18 protein-coding genes are annotated in these 19,411 nt (G+C 69.3%); 9 read left to right on the forward strand and 9 right to left on the reverse strand.

From position 1 onward, the window contains the following. Positions 1–53: 53 nt before the first annotated feature. Positions 54–1,235 carry an Acg family FMN-binding oxidoreductase gene (locus tag ASG27_RS21300; RefSeq protein WP_056420484.1) on the reverse strand — a complete coding sequence of 394 codons (1,182 nt, stop codon included), beginning with the start codon at positions 1,233–1,235 and terminating at the stop codon, positions 54–56. A gap of 152 nt (positions 1,236–1,387) precedes the next feature. After that, positions 1,388–2,449, reverse strand: coding sequence for an NAD-dependent epimerase/dehydratase family protein (locus tag ASG27_RS21305; RefSeq protein WP_235504101.1), 1,062 nt, complete (start codon positions 2,447–2,449; stop codon positions 1,388–1,390). A gap of 133 nt (positions 2,450–2,582) precedes the next feature. Here ASG27_RS21305 and ASG27_RS21310 point away from each other — a divergent pair, with 133 nt between their 5' ends. The 3 genes from ASG27_RS21310 to ASG27_RS21315 all read left to right on the forward strand — a co-directional run bounded on the left by ASG27_RS21310 (position 2,583) and on the right by ASG27_RS21315 (position 4,594). Continuing rightward, the gene (locus ASG27_RS21310) at positions 2,583–3,470 is read left to right on the forward strand and encodes a LysR family transcriptional regulator (RefSeq protein ID WP_056420486.1); all 888 of its coding nucleotides are present in this window, start codon (positions 2,583–2,585) and stop codon (positions 3,468–3,470) included. A gap of 133 nt (positions 3,471–3,603) precedes the next feature. Further along, positions 3,604–3,954 (forward strand): hypothetical protein, encoded by a 351-nt coding sequence (locus ASG27_RS27005; protein WP_156370847.1) that lies wholly within the window; start codon positions 3,604–3,606, stop codon positions 3,952–3,954. Between the two features lie 292 nt (positions 3,955–4,246). After that, entirely contained in the window at positions 4,247–4,594 is a 348-nt protein-coding gene (locus tag ASG27_RS21315) for a hypothetical protein (protein WP_056172393.1), read from the forward strand. 159 nt (positions 4,595–4,753) lie between these two features. Here the strand turns inward: ASG27_RS21315 and ASG27_RS21320 are convergent, their stop codons facing one another. Continuing rightward, positions 4,754–5,224: a hypothetical protein gene (locus ASG27_RS21320; protein ID WP_056420489.1), complete on the reverse strand. Its 471-nt coding sequence runs from the start codon at positions 5,222–5,224 to the stop codon at positions 4,754–4,756. 13 nt (positions 5,225–5,237) lie between these two features. Beyond that, positions 5,238–5,933, reverse strand: a complete 696-nt coding sequence (locus ASG27_RS21325; RefSeq protein WP_200912463.1) for a hypothetical protein — start codon at positions 5,931–5,933, stop codon at positions 5,238–5,240. Between the two features lie 366 nt (positions 5,934–6,299). Here ASG27_RS21325 and ASG27_RS21330 point away from each other — a divergent pair, with 366 nt between their 5' ends. From ASG27_RS21330 to ASG27_RS21340, 3 genes are all read left to right on the forward strand, one after another. Further along, positions 6,300–7,931: a DUF4139 domain-containing protein gene (locus tag ASG27_RS21330; RefSeq protein WP_442854099.1), complete on the forward strand. Its 1,632-nt coding sequence runs from the start codon at positions 6,300–6,302 to the stop codon at positions 7,929–7,931. A 126-nt stretch (positions 7,932–8,057) separates the two neighbouring features. Then, positions 8,058–8,570 (forward strand): phosphatidylglycerophosphatase A family protein, encoded by a 513-nt coding sequence (locus ASG27_RS21335; protein WP_056420500.1) that lies wholly within the window; start codon positions 8,058–8,060, stop codon positions 8,568–8,570. Positions 8,571–8,670: 100 nt separating this feature from the next. Continuing rightward, a complete protein-coding gene (locus tag ASG27_RS21340) occupies positions 8,671–9,192 on the forward strand; it encodes a CinA family protein (protein WP_396505017.1) in 522 nt (173 codons plus the stop codon). Between the two features lie 110 nt (positions 9,193–9,302). Here the strand turns inward: ASG27_RS21340 and ASG27_RS21345 are convergent, their stop codons facing one another. Together ASG27_RS21345 and ASG27_RS21350 are read right to left on the reverse strand one after the other, a co-directional pair. Next, on the reverse strand, positions 9,303–10,790 hold the full coding sequence (locus ASG27_RS21345) for a SulP family inorganic anion transporter (RefSeq protein WP_056420506.1): 1,488 nt from the start codon (positions 10,788–10,790) through the stop codon (positions 9,303–9,305). A 177-nt stretch (positions 10,791–10,967) separates the two neighbouring features. After that, positions 10,968–11,843: a UPF0149 family protein gene (locus tag ASG27_RS21350; RefSeq protein ID WP_056420509.1), complete on the reverse strand. Its 876-nt coding sequence runs from the start codon at positions 11,841–11,843 to the stop codon at positions 10,968–10,970. Between the two features lie 239 nt (positions 11,844–12,082). Here ASG27_RS21350 and ASG27_RS21355 point away from each other — a divergent pair, with 239 nt between their 5' ends. From ASG27_RS21355 to ASG27_RS21365, 3 genes are all read left to right on the forward strand, one after another. Beyond that, positions 12,083–13,825 (forward strand): FMN-binding glutamate synthase family protein, encoded by a 1,743-nt coding sequence (locus ASG27_RS21355; RefSeq protein ID WP_056420512.1) that lies wholly within the window; start codon positions 12,083–12,085, stop codon positions 13,823–13,825. Next, positions 13,822–14,652, forward strand: a complete 831-nt coding sequence (locus tag ASG27_RS21360) for a hypothetical protein (RefSeq protein ID WP_056420515.1) — start codon at positions 13,822–13,824, stop codon at positions 14,650–14,652. Before ASG27_RS21355 ends, ASG27_RS21360 begins: the two co-directional genes overlap by 4 nt. A 342-nt stretch (positions 14,653–14,994) precedes the next feature. Beyond that, positions 14,995–16,731 (forward strand): ABC transporter ATP-binding protein/permease, encoded by a 1,737-nt coding sequence (locus ASG27_RS21365; RefSeq protein ID WP_056420518.1) that lies wholly within the window; start codon positions 14,995–14,997, stop codon positions 16,729–16,731. Positions 16,732–16,903: 172 nt separating this feature from the next. On the opposite strand, the gene ASG27_RS21370 is transcribed toward ASG27_RS21365, so the two are convergent. The 3 genes from ASG27_RS21370 to ASG27_RS21380 are packed head-to-tail and all read right to left on the reverse strand — an operon-like array spanning position 16,904 to position 19,199. Further along, positions 16,904–17,386, reverse strand: a complete 483-nt coding sequence (locus ASG27_RS21370; RefSeq protein ID WP_056420521.1) for a putative toxin-antitoxin system toxin component, PIN family — start codon at positions 17,384–17,386, stop codon at positions 16,904–16,906. Next, positions 17,376–18,665 (reverse strand): THUMP domain-containing class I SAM-dependent RNA methyltransferase, encoded by a 1,290-nt coding sequence (locus ASG27_RS21375; RefSeq protein ID WP_056420525.1) that lies wholly within the window; start codon positions 18,663–18,665, stop codon positions 17,376–17,378. Before ASG27_RS21375 ends, ASG27_RS21370 begins: the two co-directional genes overlap by 11 nt. A gap of 21 nt (positions 18,666–18,686) precedes the next feature. After that, positions 18,687–19,199 (reverse strand): acyl-CoA thioesterase, encoded by a 513-nt coding sequence (locus ASG27_RS21380; RefSeq protein WP_056420527.1) that lies wholly within the window; start codon positions 19,197–19,199, stop codon positions 18,687–18,689. Between the last annotated feature and the right edge of the window lie 212 nt (positions 19,200–19,411).

The following is a 19,411-nucleotide window of genomic DNA, read 5'->3' on the forward strand; positions in this document are numbered from 1 at the left end:
GATTCTGGTGAACTCCCGGCGCCTGAAACCCGCTCCGCCCCAACCGGCCCGCTTCACGCCTGCACGAACTGCCGCAGGGGCCGGCGCGGCGTGGCAGGCACCTCGTCCTGCGGATAGCCGATGCGGCAGAACATCTGCACGGTGGCATCCTCCGCCGCGCGCGGCGCGGGCCGGCCCAGCACCAGCTGGTGCATCTGCTCGTAATGCGGCGCCATCTCGGCAAACTCTTGCAGCGCCTGGCTCATGGGGTGCATGCCCACGCCCAGCGCCGTGGCCTGCAGCTGCAAGCGCACATAGGCCCGGCCCGCGTCGATCTGGTCGCCGCGTGTGTTGCCGCCGGTGATCCACACAAAGCCCATCGCCGTGCGGCTGTGGCCCTCGAAGCGGCCCATCGCGCTCTTGTACGCGGCGCTGCCCTCGGCGGGTGGCGCGGACCGGTCGAACATGCCCAGCGCCGACATCGCCCGCACGAACGGTGCGTTGAGCGAGATGCCGTCGCGGTGGCGCAGGATCTCGGCCGGGCCCACGCGCGTGAGGTGGATGCTCTCCATCATCGTGCGCGGGGTCAGCAGCTCCACCTGCGCGGACTGCCAGCACAGCGTGCGCAGCGGCTCCAGGCGCGCAGCGTCGACCGTGCCACCCACCTGCACCCCCGCCACGGGCCGCTGGCTCGCCAGCAGCGCGGCCAGCACATCGGGCGCCACGGGGCGGGCCATGTCGAAGTCGCTCTTGGGCGTGTGGCGCTGCAGGACCTGGGCAAACAGCGCATCGGGCTGGCCCGCGGGCTTCAAGGTGATACGCGCCACCGGCCGGTCATCCCAGTCCGCCAACGCCGCAGGCAGCGGGCCCTGCGGCCACAGCAGCACGTCGCTGCCCACGCCCTGCTGCGCCAGGGCCAGCACCAGCAGCTCCAGAAAGGCGCCGTGGCCGATCAGTATCTGGCGGCCCAGGGGGTCGGTGTGCGGCAGCACGCGTTCGCGGTCGGTGCGCAGGGTGATCACGCCGTCTTCGCGCAGGTCCACCACCCAGGGCTGCAGGTTGTGCGGGTTGGGGGCGGTGATGGCGTAGGCCACGGCGCGGCGGCGCACCTCGGTCTCGCCCACCGGGCCTTGCCACGCCTCCACCGCTTCGGCGGGGTAGTGCGGGCTGGCCACGCCACAGGCGGCCAGGGTGCCGGCCGTGGCGGCGACGACGGTGCCACCGCCTGCCAGGCGGATGAAATTGCGACGGTTCATGGCGGGTCCTTCTGGCCCTGTGGGCCGGTGTGTGTGTCAAAAAAGGCTGTGAAGACAAGGTGGTGTGGCCTGGCGCGCGCGCCAGCTCGCCACGACCGCGGGTGGGTTGGGTGTGGCGGTGCAGCGGTGACAGGCCCGTGGGCGCCGCGCCTTCAGGCCAGCGCGGCGCGCGGGGCGGGCGCAGCACCCAGCGCCAGGTCGTTCAGCGCCTGGCGCGCTGCCTGGTCGAACGGCGTGTGGGGCTCCTCGCCGATCAGCGCGCGCAGGCGGGTGTTGTCCAGCCGGTGGGGCTCGTGGCGCAGGTAACGCATGGCGGCCAGCGACGCGAGCATGGGCATGAACACACCCGCCACGTGCAGCAGCGTCCAGTTCAGGCGCTTCACACGCAGCGTGCCGGTATCTGGCAGCCAGCCGCGCTCTGCGGCCAAGGTGGAGAGGCTGTGCAGCCAGGGCTGCGCGGTCACGGTGTGGCCCTGGAAATGCAGGCAGTCGAACGCGGCCAGCCGGTGGCGCTCGTCGGCGACGCGCACCAAGGTGGCCGCCAGGTCGGGCAGGTACGCCCAGGGCGTGGCCACGTTCAGCGGGCCGGGCCAGGTGACGCGGCCCCGGTGCAGGTCCTTGGCGATGGACTGGTCGAGCCAGCCACTGGCGCCGCTGCCGAAGAAGTCGCCCGCGCGCACCACCACCGCCCGCATGCGCCCGCCCAGCGTAGCGGCGGTCAGGCGCTGCTCCATCGCCACGCGCACCAGCCCCTTGCCGCCAGCGGCCGCCTGGGGCGTGTCTTCGCGCAGCACGGCGGGCATGCCCTCGCCGAAGTTGTAGACGTTGCCCGGCAGCATGAGCGTGGCGCCCAACTGCTGCGTAACGTCGATGGCAGCGTCCAGCAAGCCGAGCGCCTCCAGGCGCCATGCCTTGTCCGTGTACGCAGGGCTGATCGCATGCACCACCACCTGTGCGCCGCGCGCCTGGCGCAACAGCTCCGCCGTGTCATGCACCGCCACCGGCATCCACCACACACCGCCCATGGCGGGCAGCGCGTGGCCGCCCGCAGCGGGCCGCACCTGCGCCAGCACCTGCCAGCCGGCCTGGGCAAAGGCCCGTGCGGCAGCCAGCCCCAGGCGGCCGCGCGCGCCCAGGATCAACACCGTGGGCTGAGCGGCTGGTGCTGCCTGTGGTGCGGCAGGAGCGAAGGGAGTGTTGAGCGGTGCGGTCATCGGAATCTCCACGGCGGGAAAGGAATGGACCGATTGTGAAAACGCACCGACAACCACACAATTGCCTAACCATCCATACCAGCAATTCATTTTTGAATAGCTAAACACCGCCGAACCGGAGCACGCTACCGCCATGAATCAGACCTTCGACTGGAGCCTGGTGCAGTCCTTCCTGGCCGCGCTGGACCAAGGCAGCCTGCTGGGCGCGGCCCGTGTCCTGAACGCCAGCCAGCCCACCATCGGCCGCCACATCGCCGAGCTGGAATCACAGCTGGGCGTGGTGCTGTTCGAGCGCACCGGCCGCGGCCTGCTGCCCACCGCCACGGCACTGCAGCTGGCCGAATCGGCCCGCGCCATGGAGGCAGGCGCCCATCAACTGGCGCGCAGCGTGTCGGGCGCCGAGGCCGGCGTCAGCGGCACCGTGCGCATCACCGCCAGCCAGCCCGTGGCCTGCGTGCTGCTGCCGCCGGTGCTCGCACGCATGCGGCAGGCGCTGCCTGAGGTGCAGGTGGAGCTGGTGTCCAGCAACGAGGTCACCAACCTGCTGCGCCGCGAAGCCGACATCGCCCTGCGCATGGTCCGCCCCGACCAGGCCAGCCTGGTGGCCAAGCGCATCGGCGCCGTAAAGCTGGGCGCATATGCCCACCGCGACTACCTGCGCCGCAAAGGCACACCGCGCCAGCCGTCAGACCTGCTGCAGCACGAGCTGATCGGCAACGACCGGCACGAAGACATCCAGCAAGGCTTCACCGCCATGGGCTACCCGGTGGACCGCCAGCGTTTTGCCTTCCGCACGGATGACCTCATCGCCTGCTGGGAGGCCGTGCGCGCCGGCCTGGGCGTTGGCTTTGTCGGCGACTACATGGCCCGCACCGATCCCGATGTGGTGCGCGTGCTGCCCATGCTGCCCCTGCCCGAACTGCCCATCTGGCTCACGGTGCACCGCGAGATCCGCACGAGCCGCAGGATTCGCGCGGTGTACGACTTTTTGGCGCGGGAGGTGCCGCAGGCGTTGGGGTGAAGGTGGTGGGGGAGGGCGTTGGGTGTGTAGAAACGGGGGAAACGGTGGAAGGGTAGCTGATGACAGAATACGGCCAAAAGCGGGCACCGAAATAAACATCACGACGACAGCCCCACTAGAAGACTCCAACTCTATGAAACTTCCATCGATTGCTCGTATTGCAATGGCTGACGTCCTGCGTGACGGAGGCTCTTACTTCCTGCTGCTCGAAGGAAAAGGAGGCCAAACCTTCACTCTCAGGTTGCCAGTAAAGCTAAGCGAGTTGGGGGTACGGACCGCATACGGAACTCCCTCGTTTTCCGAGCAGGCTACAGGTAAGTCTGACTCGTTGAATTGGAATGATGCGGCTTATCTGGCTCGAATGCTGGAGGAGATTTGCAGGGGGGAAATCGCCGAAGGAGGCATACGACGCGCCAATGAATGCATTGCACTGCTCGCCGGGGCTGGTTCATTGAGCGCTCTGCCGACAGATGCAGGGCATTAATTTCGCGCCAGCCAAGCGCCCGGTCTGAGCGGCTGCTTTGAGCCCTAAGCAGCCGGTGGACGAAACGACCCCAAAGCTGCCGTTGACTGTTTGCTTGCCCTCCAAACCGCGCTGCCTCACTGTCCGGTGCCTGCCTACTGGCAAGCTATAGTCAGGCGCTGCTATTGCCCAATCTGCAAAGAGTCGTAGGCGCCGCACGAGTCACCGACTCTGTGGTGAAAACGCCTAACCCCGCGTTCGAGTCGACCTCTGCGAAAAGCCGCGCAGGCACCTCAACTCCACGTTATGCCCCATGAACGAGGCCCCCTTGGACATCAAAGCGCTACTCACTTCCGCTGAAGAGGTGTTCCTCGAAGAGACAGGTTGGCTGGACGACTGCTCTCCTGAGGAACTCGAACGGACATACACCGACTTCGCAAGCCGTTTTCGTACATGGCGGGCGAGACTGGCGGAGAGCCTTGGCCCGCCCAGCGTTACCCGTGAGCGTGCGCCCGATCTGGCTGAGGAGCTCTACTTCGAGGCCTTTGAATTGGCGGCTTGGCCAAAGGACCACGGGTACTTGGTCCTCGCCTGCGGCCAGCACGATCGGGAGTCCCCGATTTTCGTCTCATTTGGCTACAGGGAGCCAAATGGTGCATGATTTCACATGGAGTGTCCGCTTTCGTACGCCGCCACAGACCGCTCCTGGCCGATAGCCGTCCGAGTACCAACCGCTCCAACGCCCCAGCTCCTGTCATCTCGAATCTGGCCTATGAAGGTGTGACAGCCTCTAGCTTGCGCCTGCCACATGGCAAGCACCCTACTCCCCCTCCCGCTTCGGATCCCCCCGCACCACAAAGTGCCGCGAAAACCCCACAGGCCTACTCACACCCGTCGGCTCCGACCACAGCGGAACCCGAAAGCCAGGCTCCGCCAGCACCTGCACGCTCCAGTCGGTATCGCCAATGAAACGAAACCGCAGCGTGTCAGGCTCGGGCGACGGGAGCAGCGAGAACGAGCCCGTGGAATACATCGCCCCCACCGTTGCGGTGTCGATGCACTGCAGGTCCGCATCGAGCAGGTGGATATGCAGAAATTCTTCCGCCGGGACGTCGTCGGTCGTCAGCAGCAGCGTGAAGCCTTGCCATTGCGCAGCCGCCTCCAGCACCGCGCCGGGCACGTGGCGGCCGGTGGGCTGGCCGTTGCGCAGGATGTGGCAGCGGGCGGGTGCGTCGTCGGGGCGGCCTGCCAGGCGCTCGACCGACAGCTCTTGGGGGGTGAGCAGGTGCATGGGCGCTGCGTCCTTACCAGAAGTAGTCCACGCCAAAGGCCGCCAGCGCGCCGCCGACAAAAGCCCCGACGGTGACGCACACAGGCGCCCCGGGGCCGCAGGCCAGGCCGGCCAGGGCGCCGCCGGCGATGCCGCCGCCAATGCCGGCGCCGGTGACGGCCACTTCGCGGCGGGCGGCGCCGGCCTTGTCTTCGGCCTTGGCGATGGAATACACGGACAGGGCGATCGACAGCACCAGCAGGCCCCGCCCTGCGCGCGAGAGGTTGCGCATGGTGGCGGTCACGCGGGGGTTCGACGTGCCGGCGGATTTGACGATCTCGGCATACACCGCGTTCTGCTGGGTGGTGGAGAGCCGGCCGAAGTCCGCGCCGGCGCCGTGCAGTTGCTGCGTCTTGCGCGCGATGAGTTCGTTGAGCGTCTTGCCTTCGCGCTTGAGGCGCTCGGCCATCGCGCGGCCCACCGGGGTGCTGCGGCCGCGAATGACTTCCATGATGGCGTTGCGGGCCTCCTGCGCCTGCTGGGCGGCCTGCGCCCAGGTCATGCGCCCGCTGCTCACCTGCCCGCGCAGCTCGTTGGCCATCGCCTGGATCTGCATCGAATACGCCTGGCGCGCGGTGGCGTCGATGGTCAGGTGCGTGCCGGCGTTGGCGATCTCGAACTCCAGCGCTCGGATCGCGGAGTCAAAGGCGGTCTTGTCGTTGTCCTGCACTCGGTGCTCCTCGTGGTTGGATGGATGGATGGATCGTGCGGCGATGGCGGCCAGGCCGAGCCCTGCGCGGCGTGCGCTGGCAGGCGGCAGGCGGCCCCCTGGCGTTTTAAACGGAGCGGGCGAACATGCCCCTAGGGCACTCCCCGAAAATCGTTACAAGAAGTGGCTGCAGCGACGGCGCCAACCCCCTGAATCCACCGCTGCCTGCCGCCCCGGGCCTGCTAGCATCCGGCACCCGATCCACACCCCTTCGAGGAGCCTGCGATGCCCAGCCCCACCGCGTTGCGCCCACGCGCTTTTGTCGTCCACCGCGCGTGGTGGATGGCCTGCATCGTCAGCGGGGTGGGCGCGCTGCCCTTCGTCGCCATGGCGCAGGACGCGCCACGCCCCGCGGCCGGCGACACATCACGCATCGCCCGCGTCACCGTGTACCCCGGCAGCGCCACCGTGGAGCGCGTGGCCCGCGTGCCAGCCGGCGCGCGCAGCCTGACCATTGGCTGCCTGCCCGCATCCATCGACGCGCAGAGCCTGCAGATCAGCGCCGACCCCGCCGTGCGCGTGGGCGAGTTCAACGTGCTGACCGAAGACCGCGATGTGGCCGCCGCCTGCGCGAGCCCGCTGGACGGCCGCATCCGCGAGCTGGAGGACCAGATCGCCGGGGTGAAGGCCGAGGCCTCGGCGCTGCAGTTGGTGGACGGCTACCTGCGCGGCGTGGCCGGCGCGGGTGGTGCGGTCACGGGCGACGACGCCACGGCAGCGGCCACCACGGCGACCGCCACCAACACCCGCATCGCCAGCCCCACGCCCGCCCAGATCACGGCCACGGCCGAGGTGCTGCGCAAGTCCGGGCAGGACGCGTTTGCACGCACGCACCAGCTCAAGCGCAAGCAAGAGGCGCTCGAACTCGCCTTGAAGCCCCTGGTGGCCGAGCGCGACCGCGTGGCCAGCCAGCGCGCACGCGTGGTCTCCGTGAGCATCAACCTGGCGGCCGAGCGCGACGCCGAGCTGCGCCTGTCCTACCAGGTGCGTGGACCGGGCTGGCAGCCCACCTACCGCGCCACGCTGGATGGCGCCAAGTCCACCGTGCTGCTGGAGCGCCAGGCGCTGGTGGCGCAAAACAGCGGCGAGGACTGGACGGGCGTGCAGCTCACGCTGTCCACCGGCCAGCCCGGCCGCGCCACGCAGGGCCGCCTGCCGCGCGCCTGGACGCTGGATGTGGCACCACCGCCGCAGCCCGTGGGTGCTGTGGCGCCCGTCATGGCGATGGCTGCGCCCGCGCCACCAGCGGCTCCTGCCCCCCTGGCTCGCGCGCGCATGGCCGAAGACGCCATGCCCAGCTTCGACGTGAGCTCCATCGACAAGGGCTTTGCCACCGAGTTCGCCGTGCCGCAGCGCATCACCGTGCCGTCCAGCGGCCAGCGCGTGACGCTGGCATTGGGCAGCCAGACGGCGCCCGCCACGCTGATCACGCGCACGGCACCCGCGGTGGAAGAAGCCGCCTACCTCGTCGCACAGATGGCGCAGCCTGCGGGCGTGTGGCCGGCGGGCACGGTGGGGCTGTACCGCGACGGCGCCTTCGTGGGCACCGGGCGCATCGACTTCGCGGCGGCCAGCGCGGGCGCGCCTGCGGGCAGCACCAGCCTGTCGTTCGGCCGCGATGAACTGGTCACCGTGCGCGCCGAGGCGGTGCAGGACCTGACCGGCAGCACGGGTTTCACCGGCTCGCGCACCGAGCGCAAGACGCGCCGCGCCTACAGCGTGGACAACCGCCACAAGACCGCCATCACGCTGCAGGTGCTGCATGCGGCGCCGGTCTCGCGCAACGAGAAGATCGAGGTCGAGTCGCGCTACCAGCCCCAGCCCGCCGACCTGGCGTGGGACCGCACGCCCGGCACCGTGGCCTGGCAGCAGAGCCTGGCGGCAGGCGCCACGGCGCAGTTCAGCGCCGAGCACACCATCCGCTACCCCAAGGACGTCCAGCTTCAAGAACGGCAGTAACGCGGCAGCCGCTGCGGATACGGCGGCCACGGCATCCAACCAGCCGCCGGGGCGCACCGGCGCCGCTGGGTGACAATCCAAGGGCAGGCACCACGACGGGCCTGCCCTTTCTTTTTTGCTGCCGACATGCCCTCCGCCCCAGACGCCCTGCGCCCCACCGTGCGCTTCCTGCTCGCCCACCCGGCCCACTTCATCGCGCTCGGCTTTGGCGCGGGCCTCTCGCGCAAGGCGCCGGGCACCGTGGGCACGCTGTGGGCGTGGCTCGCCTACCTGGTGCTGCAGCAGTGGATGACGCCCTGGCGCATGGGCCTGCTCATCGCCGGCGGCACGCTGGTGGGCTGGTGGGCCTGCACCACCGCCGCGCGCCACCTGCGCGTGGCCGACCCCGGCAGCATCGTGTGGGACGAGATCGTTGCCTTCTGGCTGGTGCTGTGGCTGGCCATGCCCATGGGGTTCTGGGGCCAGCTCACGGCGTTTGCGCTGTTCCGCTTCTTTGACGCGGCCAAGCCCGGGCCCGTGGGCTGGGCCGACGGCCTGTTCAAAGGCTTTGGCTGGCGCGGCGGCTGGGGCATTTTGTTCGACGACTTCGTGGCGGCGTTTTGCACGCTGCTGGTCATTGCGCTGTGGCGCTTCTGGTAGGCCGCTGCGCGGGGCCCGCCGGCCCTGCACCTGTACCGCACCGCCAGTTTGTGGCAGCCTAGTGGACTTGCCGACAGGCGCTGCGGAGACTCCGATGACCATGACGTCACTATCAAAAAGTGAGCTGATAGCGCTTGACAGTACAGCGCTGGATGCCAATTTGACGCAGATTTCGCTGCGCCTGCTGCAGCACCGCCACATGCTGGCCACGGCCGAGAGCTGCACCGGCGGCATGATCGCCGCGGCCTGCACGGACCTGGCGGGCTCCAGCCAATGGTTCGAGCGCGGCTTCGTCACCTACTCCAACGCCGCCAAGACCGACATGCTGGGCGTGCCCGCCGCGCTCATCGAGCAGCACGGCGCAGTGAGCGAAGCCGTGGCGCGCGCCATGGCCGACGGCGCGCTCACCCACTCGCAGGCCCAGGTCAGCCTGGCGGTCACCGGCGTGGCCGGCCCCACGGGCGGCAGCGACGACAAGCCGGTGGGCACCGTGTGGTTCGCCTGGTGCGTGGGCGGCGAGACGCACAGCGAGATGCAGCACTTTGCAGGCGACCGCGGCACCGTGCGGGCGGCCACTCTGCGCTATGCGCTGCAGCGGCTGCTGGGGTGGTTGCCAGCGTGACCGCGCCAGGGGCAGTGATCACGATGCACTGACCACCTCGGCGCCTGCCAGGCTCGCCGGCCCGCGGTGCAGCCCCGGGGTGCAGCCCGATCAGCGCCTGTGCAACCCCATCAGCCCTTGTCGGCTGCCATGCGGTCGATCAGCACGCCGCTGGCTTCATTCAGCCCCAGCACCTGCACCGTGCAGCCGTGGTGGCGCAGGCGCTCTGCCACCTTGTCGAGCGCGGCCACGGCGGTGATGTCCCAGAAGTGGGCGTGCGTGACGTCGATGACCACCGCGCGGCCCTCGGCGCCCAGCACGTCGAACGCCTCGATGAACGCGTCGGCCGAGGCAAAGAACACCTGGCCCGTCACCCGCCAGGTGCGCACGCCGGTGGCATCGTCGTCGTGCACCTGCACCGCCAGCATGCGCGACACCTTGAACGCAAAGAACACGCCGCTGAGCAGCACGCCCACGGCCACGCCCGCCGCCAGGTTGTGCGTGGCGATGGTGACCACGACCGTGGCCAGCATCACCGCACTGGACAGGCGCGGGTGGCGCACCAGCGCAGTGAGCGACCTCCAGTCGAAGGTGGAGGCCGACACCATCACCATGATGGCCACGAGCGCGATCACCGGCACCCGGGAGACCCAGTCTTTCAGCGCCACCATGAGGATGAGCAGGAACACGCCCGCGAACAACGTGGACAGCCGGCCGCGCCCGCCGTATTTCACGTTGCCCACGGCCTGGCCGATCATTCCGCAGCCCGCGATGCCGCCGAACAGGCTGGCCGCGATGTTGGCCACACCCAGGCCCGCGCACTCGCGGTTCTTGTCGCTCGGGGTGTCGGTCATCTCATCGACCACGGCGGCGGTGAGCACCGATTCGAGCAGGCCCACCATGGCAATCGCCAGGGCCGGCAGCAGGATGATGCGCAGCGTATCGAGCGACAGCGGCACGCCGGGCCAGCCGAACACGGGCAGCGAGTCCGGCAGCTTGCCCAGGTCCGCCACCGTGGGCAGATGCACGCCCAGGCTTTGCGCCAGCAGGGTCAGCGCCACCACGCAGATCAGCGGCGACGGCACGGCGCTGAGCGCAGGCAGCCGCAGCACGACGCCCAGCCACGGCAGGCCGTAGATGATGGCCAGCCCCAGTGCCAGCATGGCCCAGGTGGCCACGCCCTGGCCCTGCAGGTGCGGCAGCTGCGCGGCAAAGATCAGCACCGCCAACGCGTTGACGAAGCCGGTGCGCACCGAGCTGGAGACGAACCGCATCAGCACGCCGAGCTTGAGCAGGCCGAACACCAACTGCACCAGCCCCGCCAGCAAGCCCGCCGCCAGCAAATAGCCGAGCCCGTGCGACTGCACCAGCGGCGCCGCCACCAGCGCCACCGAGCCCGCCGCGGCCGACACCATGGCCGGCCGGCCGCCCACGAAGGCGATGACCAGACTGATGACGAACGAGGCGAACAGCCCCACCGACGGATCGACGCCCGCCACGAACGAGAACGCGATGACCTCGGGGATGAGCGCAAACGTGGCGACAGCGCCTGCCAGCAGCTCGCGCGGAATGCTGGGCGCCCATTCGGCGCGCAGGCGGGTGAGGTAAGCGGGTGTCATACAGCGCAAAACACAGCGCGCCCTGAAGGGGCGCGCGACATGGATTTCAAACAAAAATGGCTGCTACCGCTCTTGTGGCAAGCGGCAGCAGCTATCAAATAAATAGCAACAGGTCTATCCGGCACGACAAGGGTTTGGCAGGGCTGATCACGCTCCGCCAAGCCCCATCACGCGCCATCACGCCCCGTGGCACTTCTTGTACTTCTTGCCGCTGCCGCAAAAGCAGGGGTCGTTGCGGCCGGGCTCGGGGGCCTTGCGCAGGGTCTCCACGCGCGGGCCCATGCTCTTCCAGATCTGGCGCAGGTCGTACACGGCCCAGATGGCTTCGCCGAAGGCTTCCACGCGCGCCTGGCTGGTGCTGGGCGGGCCGTCTTCGCTGTACATGCAGACCTCGGGCTTGCCGGTGTCGTCTTCGGTCAGGGCCACGATGCTGCTCAGCGCATCGTCCAGCCAGCGGGCGGCTTCCTTGTCGCGCGGGGCGGCCCAGTCCTCGGGCCAGTTCTCCACGGCGAACATGAAGCCCAGCGCCCACACCTGGCCGAAGGACGGCACTTCCTGGTCGTTGTCCATCTCGGCGCGCTGCTCGTCGGTCAGGCTGGCGACGGCGCCGCGCATGTCCATGGCTTCGGGCTGGAAGGTGCGCTCGTCGTCCAGCGTCTCGACCTTGGCGTCGAGCTGTGCTTCCACCTCGGTCCAGCGGCGCTGCCACAGCTCCAGAAAGCGCGCCTGCTGCGCAGCGTCGGCAAAGGCGGACAGCAGCGGCAGAGGCTCGCCGTCGGCGATGTCGAGCTCGGCACCGTCGCCCAGCAGCATGGGCAGGTATTCGGCCGGGGCGATGGGGCGGCGGCTGCAGATCACGGCGGTCAGGAAGCCGTCGCAGAACTCCCACTGGGGGATTTCCTCGCCGCGCGAACGCAGGTCGTCGAGGATGTTGTCGATCTCTTCGAGCTCGTCCGGGCCGAGGCCTGCGGGGAAGCCGGCGGGCAGCGTGGACAGATCCGTGCCGGCGGTGTCGGCCGTGGCTGGGGTGGAGGGGGTGGCAGGCTGGGTCATGGGGGGGGCTCCGTTCGTCGGTGCGGGTCGGTGTTCAGGGTGCAGGGTGCGGTGGGCCCATGGGCAGCCAAGGCGGCGCCGAAAGCTCTGGACGCAATTTTTTACTTCTATGATGCGCGTGCGGCAAGCGCGTCGGGCACTCCAGGGCAGGCGCCCGCAGGCTGGCGGCGCCGTGCGCCACGGTGCAAAAAGGCGGCCAGTGTAGCCCGCTGCCGCTTTCCGCAGAACCAGGACACCCCATGATCCACCAGCTCAACTCCCTGTACCCGGTGCGCTACACCGCGTTTGTGCTCAGCATTTTTGCGCTGCTGCTGTCGCTGTTCGCCTTCGTGGCATTTGGCGTGGCGCTGCCGGTGGTGCTGGTGTGCGCCGCGCTGGTGGCGCTGGGCGTGTACGACCTGCAGCAGACGCGCCACGCCATCCTGCGCAACTACCCGGTCATCGGGCACCTGCGCTTCATGCTGGAGTACATCCGGCCGGAGGTGCGCCAGTATTTCATCGAGAGCGACAGCGAAGCCGCGCCGTTCTCGCGCGCGCAGCGCTCGCTGGTGTACCAGCGCGCCAAGGGCGACCCGGACAACCGGCCCTTCGGCACGCACCTGGACGTGGGGGCGCAGGGCTACGAATGGGTGAACCACTCGCTCGCGCCCACCGAGCTGCCGTCGCACGACTTCCGCGTGTGGATCGGCGGCAGCCCGGACAAGCCCTCGCAGTCCGTGTCGCCCTGCACCCAGCCCTACCACGCGAGCATCTTCAACATCTCGGCCATGAGCTTCGGCGCGCTGTCGGCCAATGCCGTCCTGGCGCTGAACCAGGGCGCCCGCAAAGGCGGCTTTGCGCACGACACGGGCGAGGGCAGCATCAGCCAGCACCACCGGGTGCATGGCGGCGATTTGATCTGGGAGATCGGCTCGGGCTACTTCGGCTGCCGCAATGGCGACGGCACCTTCAGCGAAGAACGCTTCACGGCCAATGCCAGCGACCCACAGGTCAAGATGATCGAGCTCAAGCTCAGCCAGGGCGCCAAGCCGGGCCACGGCGGCGTGCTGCCCGGCGCCAAGGTCACGGCCGAGATCGCAGCGGCGCGCGGCGTGATGGAGGGCGAGGCCTGCATCTCTCCGGCCAGCCACAGCGCGTTTCGCACTCCGGTGGAGATGATGCAGTTCATCGCCAGGCTGCGCACGCTGTCGGGTGGCAAGCCCACGGGCTTCAAGTTCTGCCTGGGCCACCCGTGGGAGTGGTTCGCCATCGTCAAGGCCATGCTGGTGACCGGCATCACGCCGGACTTCATCGTGGTCGATGGAGCCGAGGGCGGCACGGGCGCGGCACCGGTGGAGTTCAGCGACCACGTGGGCGCGCCGCTGCAGGAGGGCCTGCTGCTGGTGCACAACACCTTGGTGGGCGTGAACCTGCGCGACCGCGTGCAGATCGGCTGCGCGGGCAAGGTGATCAGCGCCTTCGACATCGCGCGCATGATGGCGCTGGGCGCCGACTGGTGCAACGCGGGGCGCGGCTTCATGATGGCGCTGGGCTGCATCCAGGCGCAGACCTGCCACACCGGCCACTGTCCCACGGGCGTGACCACGCAGGACCCGCTGCGCCAGCAGGCGCTGGTGGTGCCCGACAAGGCCACGCGCGTGGCACAGTTCCACCGCAGCACGCTGCATGCGCTGCAGGAGCTGGTGCAGGCGGCCGGCCTCACCCACCCCAAGGACATCACCGCGCACCACATCGTGCGGCGCATCAGCGACACCGAGGTGCGCCTGCTGTCCAACCTCATCACGCGCGTGCAGCCCGGCGCGCTGCTCGGCCCGCTGGAGGCGCAGCACAACGTGTTCCGCCTGTACTGGCCGCTGGCCAATGCCCACAGCTTCGCAGCGCGCGAGCCGGAGCTGGAGCCGTCGGTGCCGCACCATGTGGAGGTCGCACAGGCAGCAGTGGCCGTGACGCAGGCGGTGGCCGCCGCCGACGTGGCGGCATGACGGGCGAGCAACTGGCGGGCACGGCTGTGCCCCACTCCACCGACTACAGCGCCTTTCTGCGGCAGCAGTTGGCAGCGCAGCCCCACAACGTGATGGGCCATGTGCTGAGCGGCGAGCAGATCTGGATCAAGCGCGCGGGCGCGCCCCACGGCCAGGGCCGCTACCGCGCCATGGCCCTGCTGGCGGGCCTGCTGCGCCTGCCGGTGCTGCGCCCCGTGCCCAACCCCGGCGGGCCCGCCGCGATTGCGACCGAGGTACGGCGCCTGACCGACCTGGCCGCGCGCGGCATCCGCGTGCCGGCGGTACTGGCTGCACAGACCGATGGATTCGCCATGCGCCACCTGGGCCGCGTGGGCGAGGAAACGCATTCGCTGGGCAACGAGATCGACGGCGCGGTGCGCGCAGGCGACGCCACCGCGGTGCTGGCGCTGTGGCAGCAGGGCCTCAACACCCTGGCCCACGTGCACCGCCAGGGCACCTGCCTGAGCCAGGCGTTCGCGCGCAACCTGGTGCGCTGCCCGGACGGCGAGGTGGCCTGCATCGATTTCGAGGACGACCCCGCCGCCGTGCTGCCGCTGGCCGTGTGCCATGCCCGCGACGCGCTGTGCTACGCCCACTCCACGGCGATCTACCTGCCCGCCAGCGGCACGCTGCACGAGGCCCGCGCCCGCTGGGCGGCGTGGGTGGCGCAGGGCACCCCGGATATGCAGGCCGTGCTGGCCACCAGCATCGGCCGCATGCGCTGGATGCGCCACCTGCCCACCAGCCGCCGCCTGGGCCGCGACCTGCAGCGCGTGCGGGCCGCGTACGACCTGCTGGTGCCGTAGGCGGCACGGTGGCAAGGCCCTCCCCTGGGCATGCCGCGGCGCTTTGAGGGGAATCGGCGCAAAGCCCCCAACCATGCGGGTTGCGCGGCCATCGGCAGGTCGCGCAACCCGCCGTAATGTCCGGTAGGCATTGGCTGACAGGACCACGGGGGCCCGGGACCTATCGTGCAGGCAGGTGTTTTGCACCACGACCCTCAGCTTCCCTGCCTCATGCCACATCCTGCTTCCGCCGCTGCCCTGCCTGACCCGACCGCCGTCTCTTCAGCCAAGCCCCCGCCTGCCAAGAAAAAGCCCCGCCGCCGTCGCCCACCCACGCTGTCCTGGTCGGCCTGGAAGCAGTTCATGAGCGTGGCCCGCCCCTACTGGACGGGCGACAAGAAGCGCACCGCCTGGGGCCTGCTCGCACTGCTGATCGGGCTCATGGTGCTGGAGACCCAGCTGGCCGTGATGCTGATCGACAAGAGCGGCGAGCTGACATCGGCCCTGGCCGCCAAGCAGGCCGACCGGTTCTGGGCCGCGGTGCGCGGCAGCCTGCTGGTGCTGGCATTCGCCGTGCCGGTGTACGCGTTCTACTACTTCATGCGCGATGCGTTCTCCAACCACTGGCGCCGCTGGCTCACCCACCGGTTTCTCGACGGCTACCTGGGCGAGCGCAAGTACTACGAGATCGGCACCGGCAACGAGATCGACAACCCCGACCAGCGCATCAGCGAAGACATCAACACCTTCACCGGGCGCTCCACGCACTTTCTGCTGATCTTTCTCGGGTCGCTGATGCAACTGGTGGCGTTCAGCGCGGTGCTGTGGTCCATCTCGCACACGCTGGTGGCGTTTCTGGCCGCGTATGCGCTGCTGGGCACGTTCGGCGCGCTGTACTTCTTCGGTGCGCCGCTCATCCGGCTCAACTTCTGGCAGATCCGGCGCGAGGCGGACTTCCGCTTCGGCCTCATGCGCCTGCGCGAGAACGCCGAGTCCATCGCGTTCTACCGCGGCGAGCCGCAGGAGCGCGCCCAGCTCAACCGCCGGTTCGAGGCCGCATTCAACAACTTCAGCCGCCTCATCAAGAAGCAGCGCTCGCTCAACCTGTACCAGCGCGCGTTCAGCCAGCTCACGCTGGTGCTGCCGGCCATCATCCTGGCCAACGGCGTGCTGTCGGGCGAGATGGAGGTGGGCCGCGCCATCCAGGCGGCCGGCGCGTTTGCGGCCGTGCTGGCCGCGGTGTCGCTGATCGTGGACAACTTCGAGAGCCTGAGCCGTTTCGTGGCCGGCATCGACCGCCTGCACGTGCTGTCGCAGGTGGCACTGAAAACGCCCGCCGCGCCCACGCCATGGGCAGAAAAGCCCATTGCGCCCCCCGCCGTCCCGCCCGCCGAAGCGCAGCAGGTGCCCGCGGAAGACGTCACGTCGCAGATCGAGCTGCGCAGCGGCGATGCGCTGTCCATCGAAGGCCTCACGCTGCACACGCCCCAGTTTGGCAGGCTGCTGGTGCAGGACCTGTGCGTGGCGCTGAACCCGGGCGACGCCCTGCTGATCACCGGCCCGAGCGGCTGCGGCAAGAGCTCGCTGCTGCGCGCCGTGGCCGGGCTGTGGCGCTCTGGCAGCGGCACGGTGCAAAGCCCGTCGCTGGACGACATGTTCTTCCTGCCGCAGCGCCCCTACATGCAGCTCGACACGCTGCGCAGCCAGATCATCTACCCCGCGCGCAAGACCGCGCTGAGCGACGCGCAGCTGCTGGAGCTGCTGCAGGCGGTGCACCTCGAATCGCTGGCAGAGCGCGTGGGTGGGCTGGACGCCTCGCACGACTGGGAGAAGCTGCTGTCCACCGGCGAGCAGCAGCGCCTGGCGTTTGCCCGCGTGCTGGCCAAGCAGCCGCGCATCGTGATCCTGGACGAGGCCACGAGCGCGCTGGACAGCGCCAACGAAGCGGCGCTGTACGAACGCCTGCGCGAGAGCGGCACCACGCTGGTCAGCATCGCCCACCGGCCTGCGGTGCTCAAGCACCACACCCATGTGCTGGAGCTCAAGGGCGACGGCGCCTGGCAGCTGCACGCGGCCGGCGACTTCCGGTTCGCGGCGTAAGCCAAGGAAGCCGCAGCGCCGCCTTCACCCTTCAAACGGGGGCGTTCCATCGTTCCAAACCGCTCGGGCGGAGCCCGTCGAAGCCCTGCGCGGCCATGTGGCATGGCTGTCCTGAGCCCGTCCAAGCGCTCCGCGGGAACGGTTCTTTGGATTTCTGGAGATTAAGGGGGTATCAGGCGGTAGCCACCTCGGGCTGCGTCAGCACCAGGGCGGTCGCCACATGCGCACCCAGGGTCAGCAGGCGCTTTCGCATGCAGATCACGGCCTTGTCCTTGCTCAGCAGGATGGCGCGGTGCGCGGCGGCCAGGTCGATGAACTTCTGGTCGTCCGTGTCCTTGCACACGTACTGCACGGGCGCGGCGATGTCCACCAGCCGCGCCTGCGCGTCGAAGGCGGCCAGCACCTGCGCGGCATCCACCTGGTAGTAGTCCATGCGCGAGACGATGTGCGGATAGGCCAGCACACGCTCGAGCTCATCGCGCATGACCTGCGTGGCGATCCAGTCCAGGCGCCGCTTTGCCAGCAGCGCCCGCAGCGGCACGGTGGCGGGGTCCGAGAAGATCAGCAGGTCGAGCGCGACGTTGGTGTCCACCACCACGGGGCGTGCGGGCTCTTGCGGCGCTGCCTCGGCGGGCAGGTGCAGCTCAACCCGCATCGCGGGGCCCGGTGTCGGCGGCCTTGGCGGGGCGCTCGCGCACCGCGCCCTTGATCATGTCGAAGCGGAACATGCGGCACTCGATGGGGCCGTTCCACATGGGCACGCGGCGCGACTCCTTCAGGCGCATCTTGCCGGGCAGCTTGAGGTCGGGCGTGAGCATCCAGGCCGTCCAGCCGCTGTAGTTCTTCTTCCAGTGCGTGGCCAGCTGGCTGAAGAACTCGCCGCCGTCCTCGGTGTGCGCCTCTTCCCGGCCCACGGCCATGCCCTGGGCCCGGTCGGCTGCGCGCTCGCCCGCGTTGCGGCCCGCGGCACCGGCGGCGGCAATCCGCTCGCCGTAGGGCGGGTTCAGCAGCATCACGCCTGGCTGTTCGCTGGGCGGCATGCGCTGCAGGGCGTCGCCGCCGCGCAGCTGCACCGCGTCGGCCACCCCGGCTCGCTCGGCGTTGCGCACCGCGAAGTCGACCATCCGGAAGGCGACATCACTGCCAAATATCGGCACAGCGCTCGCCTGGATTGCGCTTTCAGCTTCTGATTTGATAGCAGACCACACATGGCCCTGGAACGGCAGCAGTTTTTCGAACGCAAAGCGCCGCACCATGCCGGCCGGGATGCGGCAGGCGATCTGCGCGGCCTCGATGGCGATGGTGCCGCTGCCGCAGCAGGGGTCGTACAGCGGCACGGGGTTGTCGCCCAGGGGGTCCCAGCCGCTGGCGGCGATCATGGCGGCGGCCAGCGTCTCCTTGAGCGGGGCATCGCCCTTGTCCTCGCGCCAGCCGCGCTTGAACAGCGGCTCGCCAGAGGTGTCGATGTAGATCGTGGCCTCGTCGGTGGTCAGGTGCAGGTGGATGCGCACGTCGGGCCACTGGGTGTTCACGTCGGGCCGCACGCCGCTCTTGGCGCGGAAGCGATCGGCCACGGCGTCCTTGACCTTCAGGCCCGCGAAGTTCAGGCTCTGCAGCGGGCTGTGCTGGGCCGTGACCTCGACCTTGAAGGTCTGGCGCGTGGTGAACCAGATCTCCCAGGCCACGTCGCTCGCGGCGGCGTACAGGTCATTCTCGGACCGGTAGGGGCGGTGGGCCAGCTGCACCAGCACGCGCTGGGCCAGCCGGCTGTGCAGGTTCAGCAGCAGCGCCTCGCGCCAGGAGGCGCGCAGCAGCACACCGCCCCGGCCGACCAGCAGGTCCTGCCCCGTGAGACCGGTGATGGCATGCACCTCGTCGGCCAGATAGCCCTCGACGCCCGCGGCGCAAGGAAGAAAGAGTTGGAGTTGGTTCATATCAGCGCAGAGGATAAGCCTTCAGGCCATGGGGGCGCCGGGTGCATCTGGTGCATCTGGTGCATCTGGTGCGGCGGGTGCGGCGGGTGCGGCGGGTGCGGCGGGCGCGCGCTGCAGCAGCAGTTGGCGGATCGATTCAGGAATGGTGGCGACCTTCCGGTCGCTGCGGCCGATGAAGACGATACCGATCTTGCCGCGGGCCACCTCGCGCCCAGAGATCTTCTCGGTCATGCGGAACACGAGGTCGAAGCCATAGCGGTTGAAATCCACCGGCGCCATCTCCACGCACATGGTCTCGCCATGAAAGCCCTCGGACTTGTACTGCGCCACGATGTCGCCCACCACGATGGACAGCCCGCCCACGTCGGCCTCCGGGTAGCCCAGCGACTGGAAGAAACGCACGCGCGCCTCGGACACCAGGCTCAGCAGCTGCGCGTTGTCCAGGTGCCCGCCCTGGTTCACATGGCTGATGTAGATCTGCATCTCGGTGGAAAAACCGAACTGCGCGGGAAGGTCGAAGACGATGCGGGCCATGGCTGGGCGGTGGGGGTGGAGCGGAGGTGGAAGCGTGGAACAAGGACAACGGGCGGGCACCCGCGGTGGCGGCGTGCATGCGGTACTGCGCAGGGCCGCTGGGTGCCGGGGATTTTCTGCAGCGACAGGCCCTGCGGCCCACGGCGGGTGGTGCCATGGGGCGGTGCGGCACATCCGGGCAGCTTCTTGCTGACAGCACGCCCGGTGTCTCT

Source organism: Acidovorax sp. Leaf191 (assembly GCF_001424425.1).
Lineage (GTDB): Bacteria > Pseudomonadota > Gammaproteobacteria > Burkholderiales > Burkholderiaceae_C > Acidovorax.

Excerpts from the sequence above, each read along its gene's own strand:
- ASG27_RS21300 (WP_056420484.1), bottom strand. The coding sequence starts at position 1,235 with ATGAACCGTCGCAATTTCATCCGCCTGGCAGGCGGTGGCACCGTCGTC.
- ASG27_RS21305 (WP_235504101.1), bottom strand. The coding sequence starts at position 2,449 with ATGACCGCACCGCTCAACACTCCCTTCGCTCCTGCCGCACCACAGGCA.
- ASG27_RS21310 (WP_056420486.1), top strand. The coding sequence starts at position 2,583 with ATGAATCAGACCTTCGACTGGAGCCTGGTGCAGTCCTTCCTGGCCGCG.
- ASG27_RS27005 (WP_156370847.1), top strand. The coding sequence starts at position 3,604 with ATGAAACTTCCATCGATTGCTCGTATTGCAATGGCTGACGTCCTGCGT.
- ASG27_RS21315 (WP_056172393.1), top strand. The coding sequence starts at position 4,247 with ATGAACGAGGCCCCCTTGGACATCAAAGCGCTACTCACTTCCGCTGAA.
- ASG27_RS21320 (WP_056420489.1), bottom strand. The coding sequence starts at position 5,224 with ATGCACCTGCTCACCCCCCAAGAGCTGTCGGTCGAGCGCCTGGCAGGC.
- ASG27_RS21330 (WP_442854099.1), top strand. The coding sequence starts at position 6,300 with ATGGCGCAGGACGCGCCACGCCCCGCGGCCGGCGACACATCACGCATC.
- ASG27_RS21335 (WP_056420500.1), top strand. The coding sequence starts at position 8,058 with ATGCCCTCCGCCCCAGACGCCCTGCGCCCCACCGTGCGCTTCCTGCTC.
- ASG27_RS21340 (WP_396505017.1), top strand. The coding sequence starts at position 8,671 with ATGACGTCACTATCAAAAAGTGAGCTGATAGCGCTTGACAGTACAGCG.
- ASG27_RS21345 (WP_056420506.1), bottom strand. The coding sequence starts at position 10,790 with ATGACACCCGCTTACCTCACCCGCCTGCGCGCCGAATGGGCGCCCAGC.
- ASG27_RS21350 (WP_056420509.1), bottom strand. The coding sequence starts at position 11,843 with ATGACCCAGCCTGCCACCCCCTCCACCCCAGCCACGGCCGACACCGCC.
- ASG27_RS21355 (WP_056420512.1), top strand. The coding sequence starts at position 12,083 with ATGATCCACCAGCTCAACTCCCTGTACCCGGTGCGCTACACCGCGTTT.
- ASG27_RS21360 (WP_056420515.1), top strand. The coding sequence starts at position 13,822 with ATGACGGGCGAGCAACTGGCGGGCACGGCTGTGCCCCACTCCACCGAC.
- ASG27_RS21365 (WP_056420518.1), top strand. The coding sequence starts at position 14,995 with ATGAGCGTGGCCCGCCCCTACTGGACGGGCGACAAGAAGCGCACCGCC.
- ASG27_RS21370 (WP_056420521.1), bottom strand. The coding sequence starts at position 17,386 with ATGCGGGTTGAGCTGCACCTGCCCGCCGAGGCAGCGCCGCAAGAGCCC.
- ASG27_RS21375 (WP_056420525.1), bottom strand. The coding sequence starts at position 18,665 with ATGAACCAACTCCAACTCTTTCTTCCTTGCGCCGCGGGCGTCGAGGGC.
- ASG27_RS21380 (WP_056420527.1), bottom strand. The coding sequence starts at position 19,199 with ATGGCCCGCATCGTCTTCGACCTTCCCGCGCAGTTCGGTTTTTCCACC.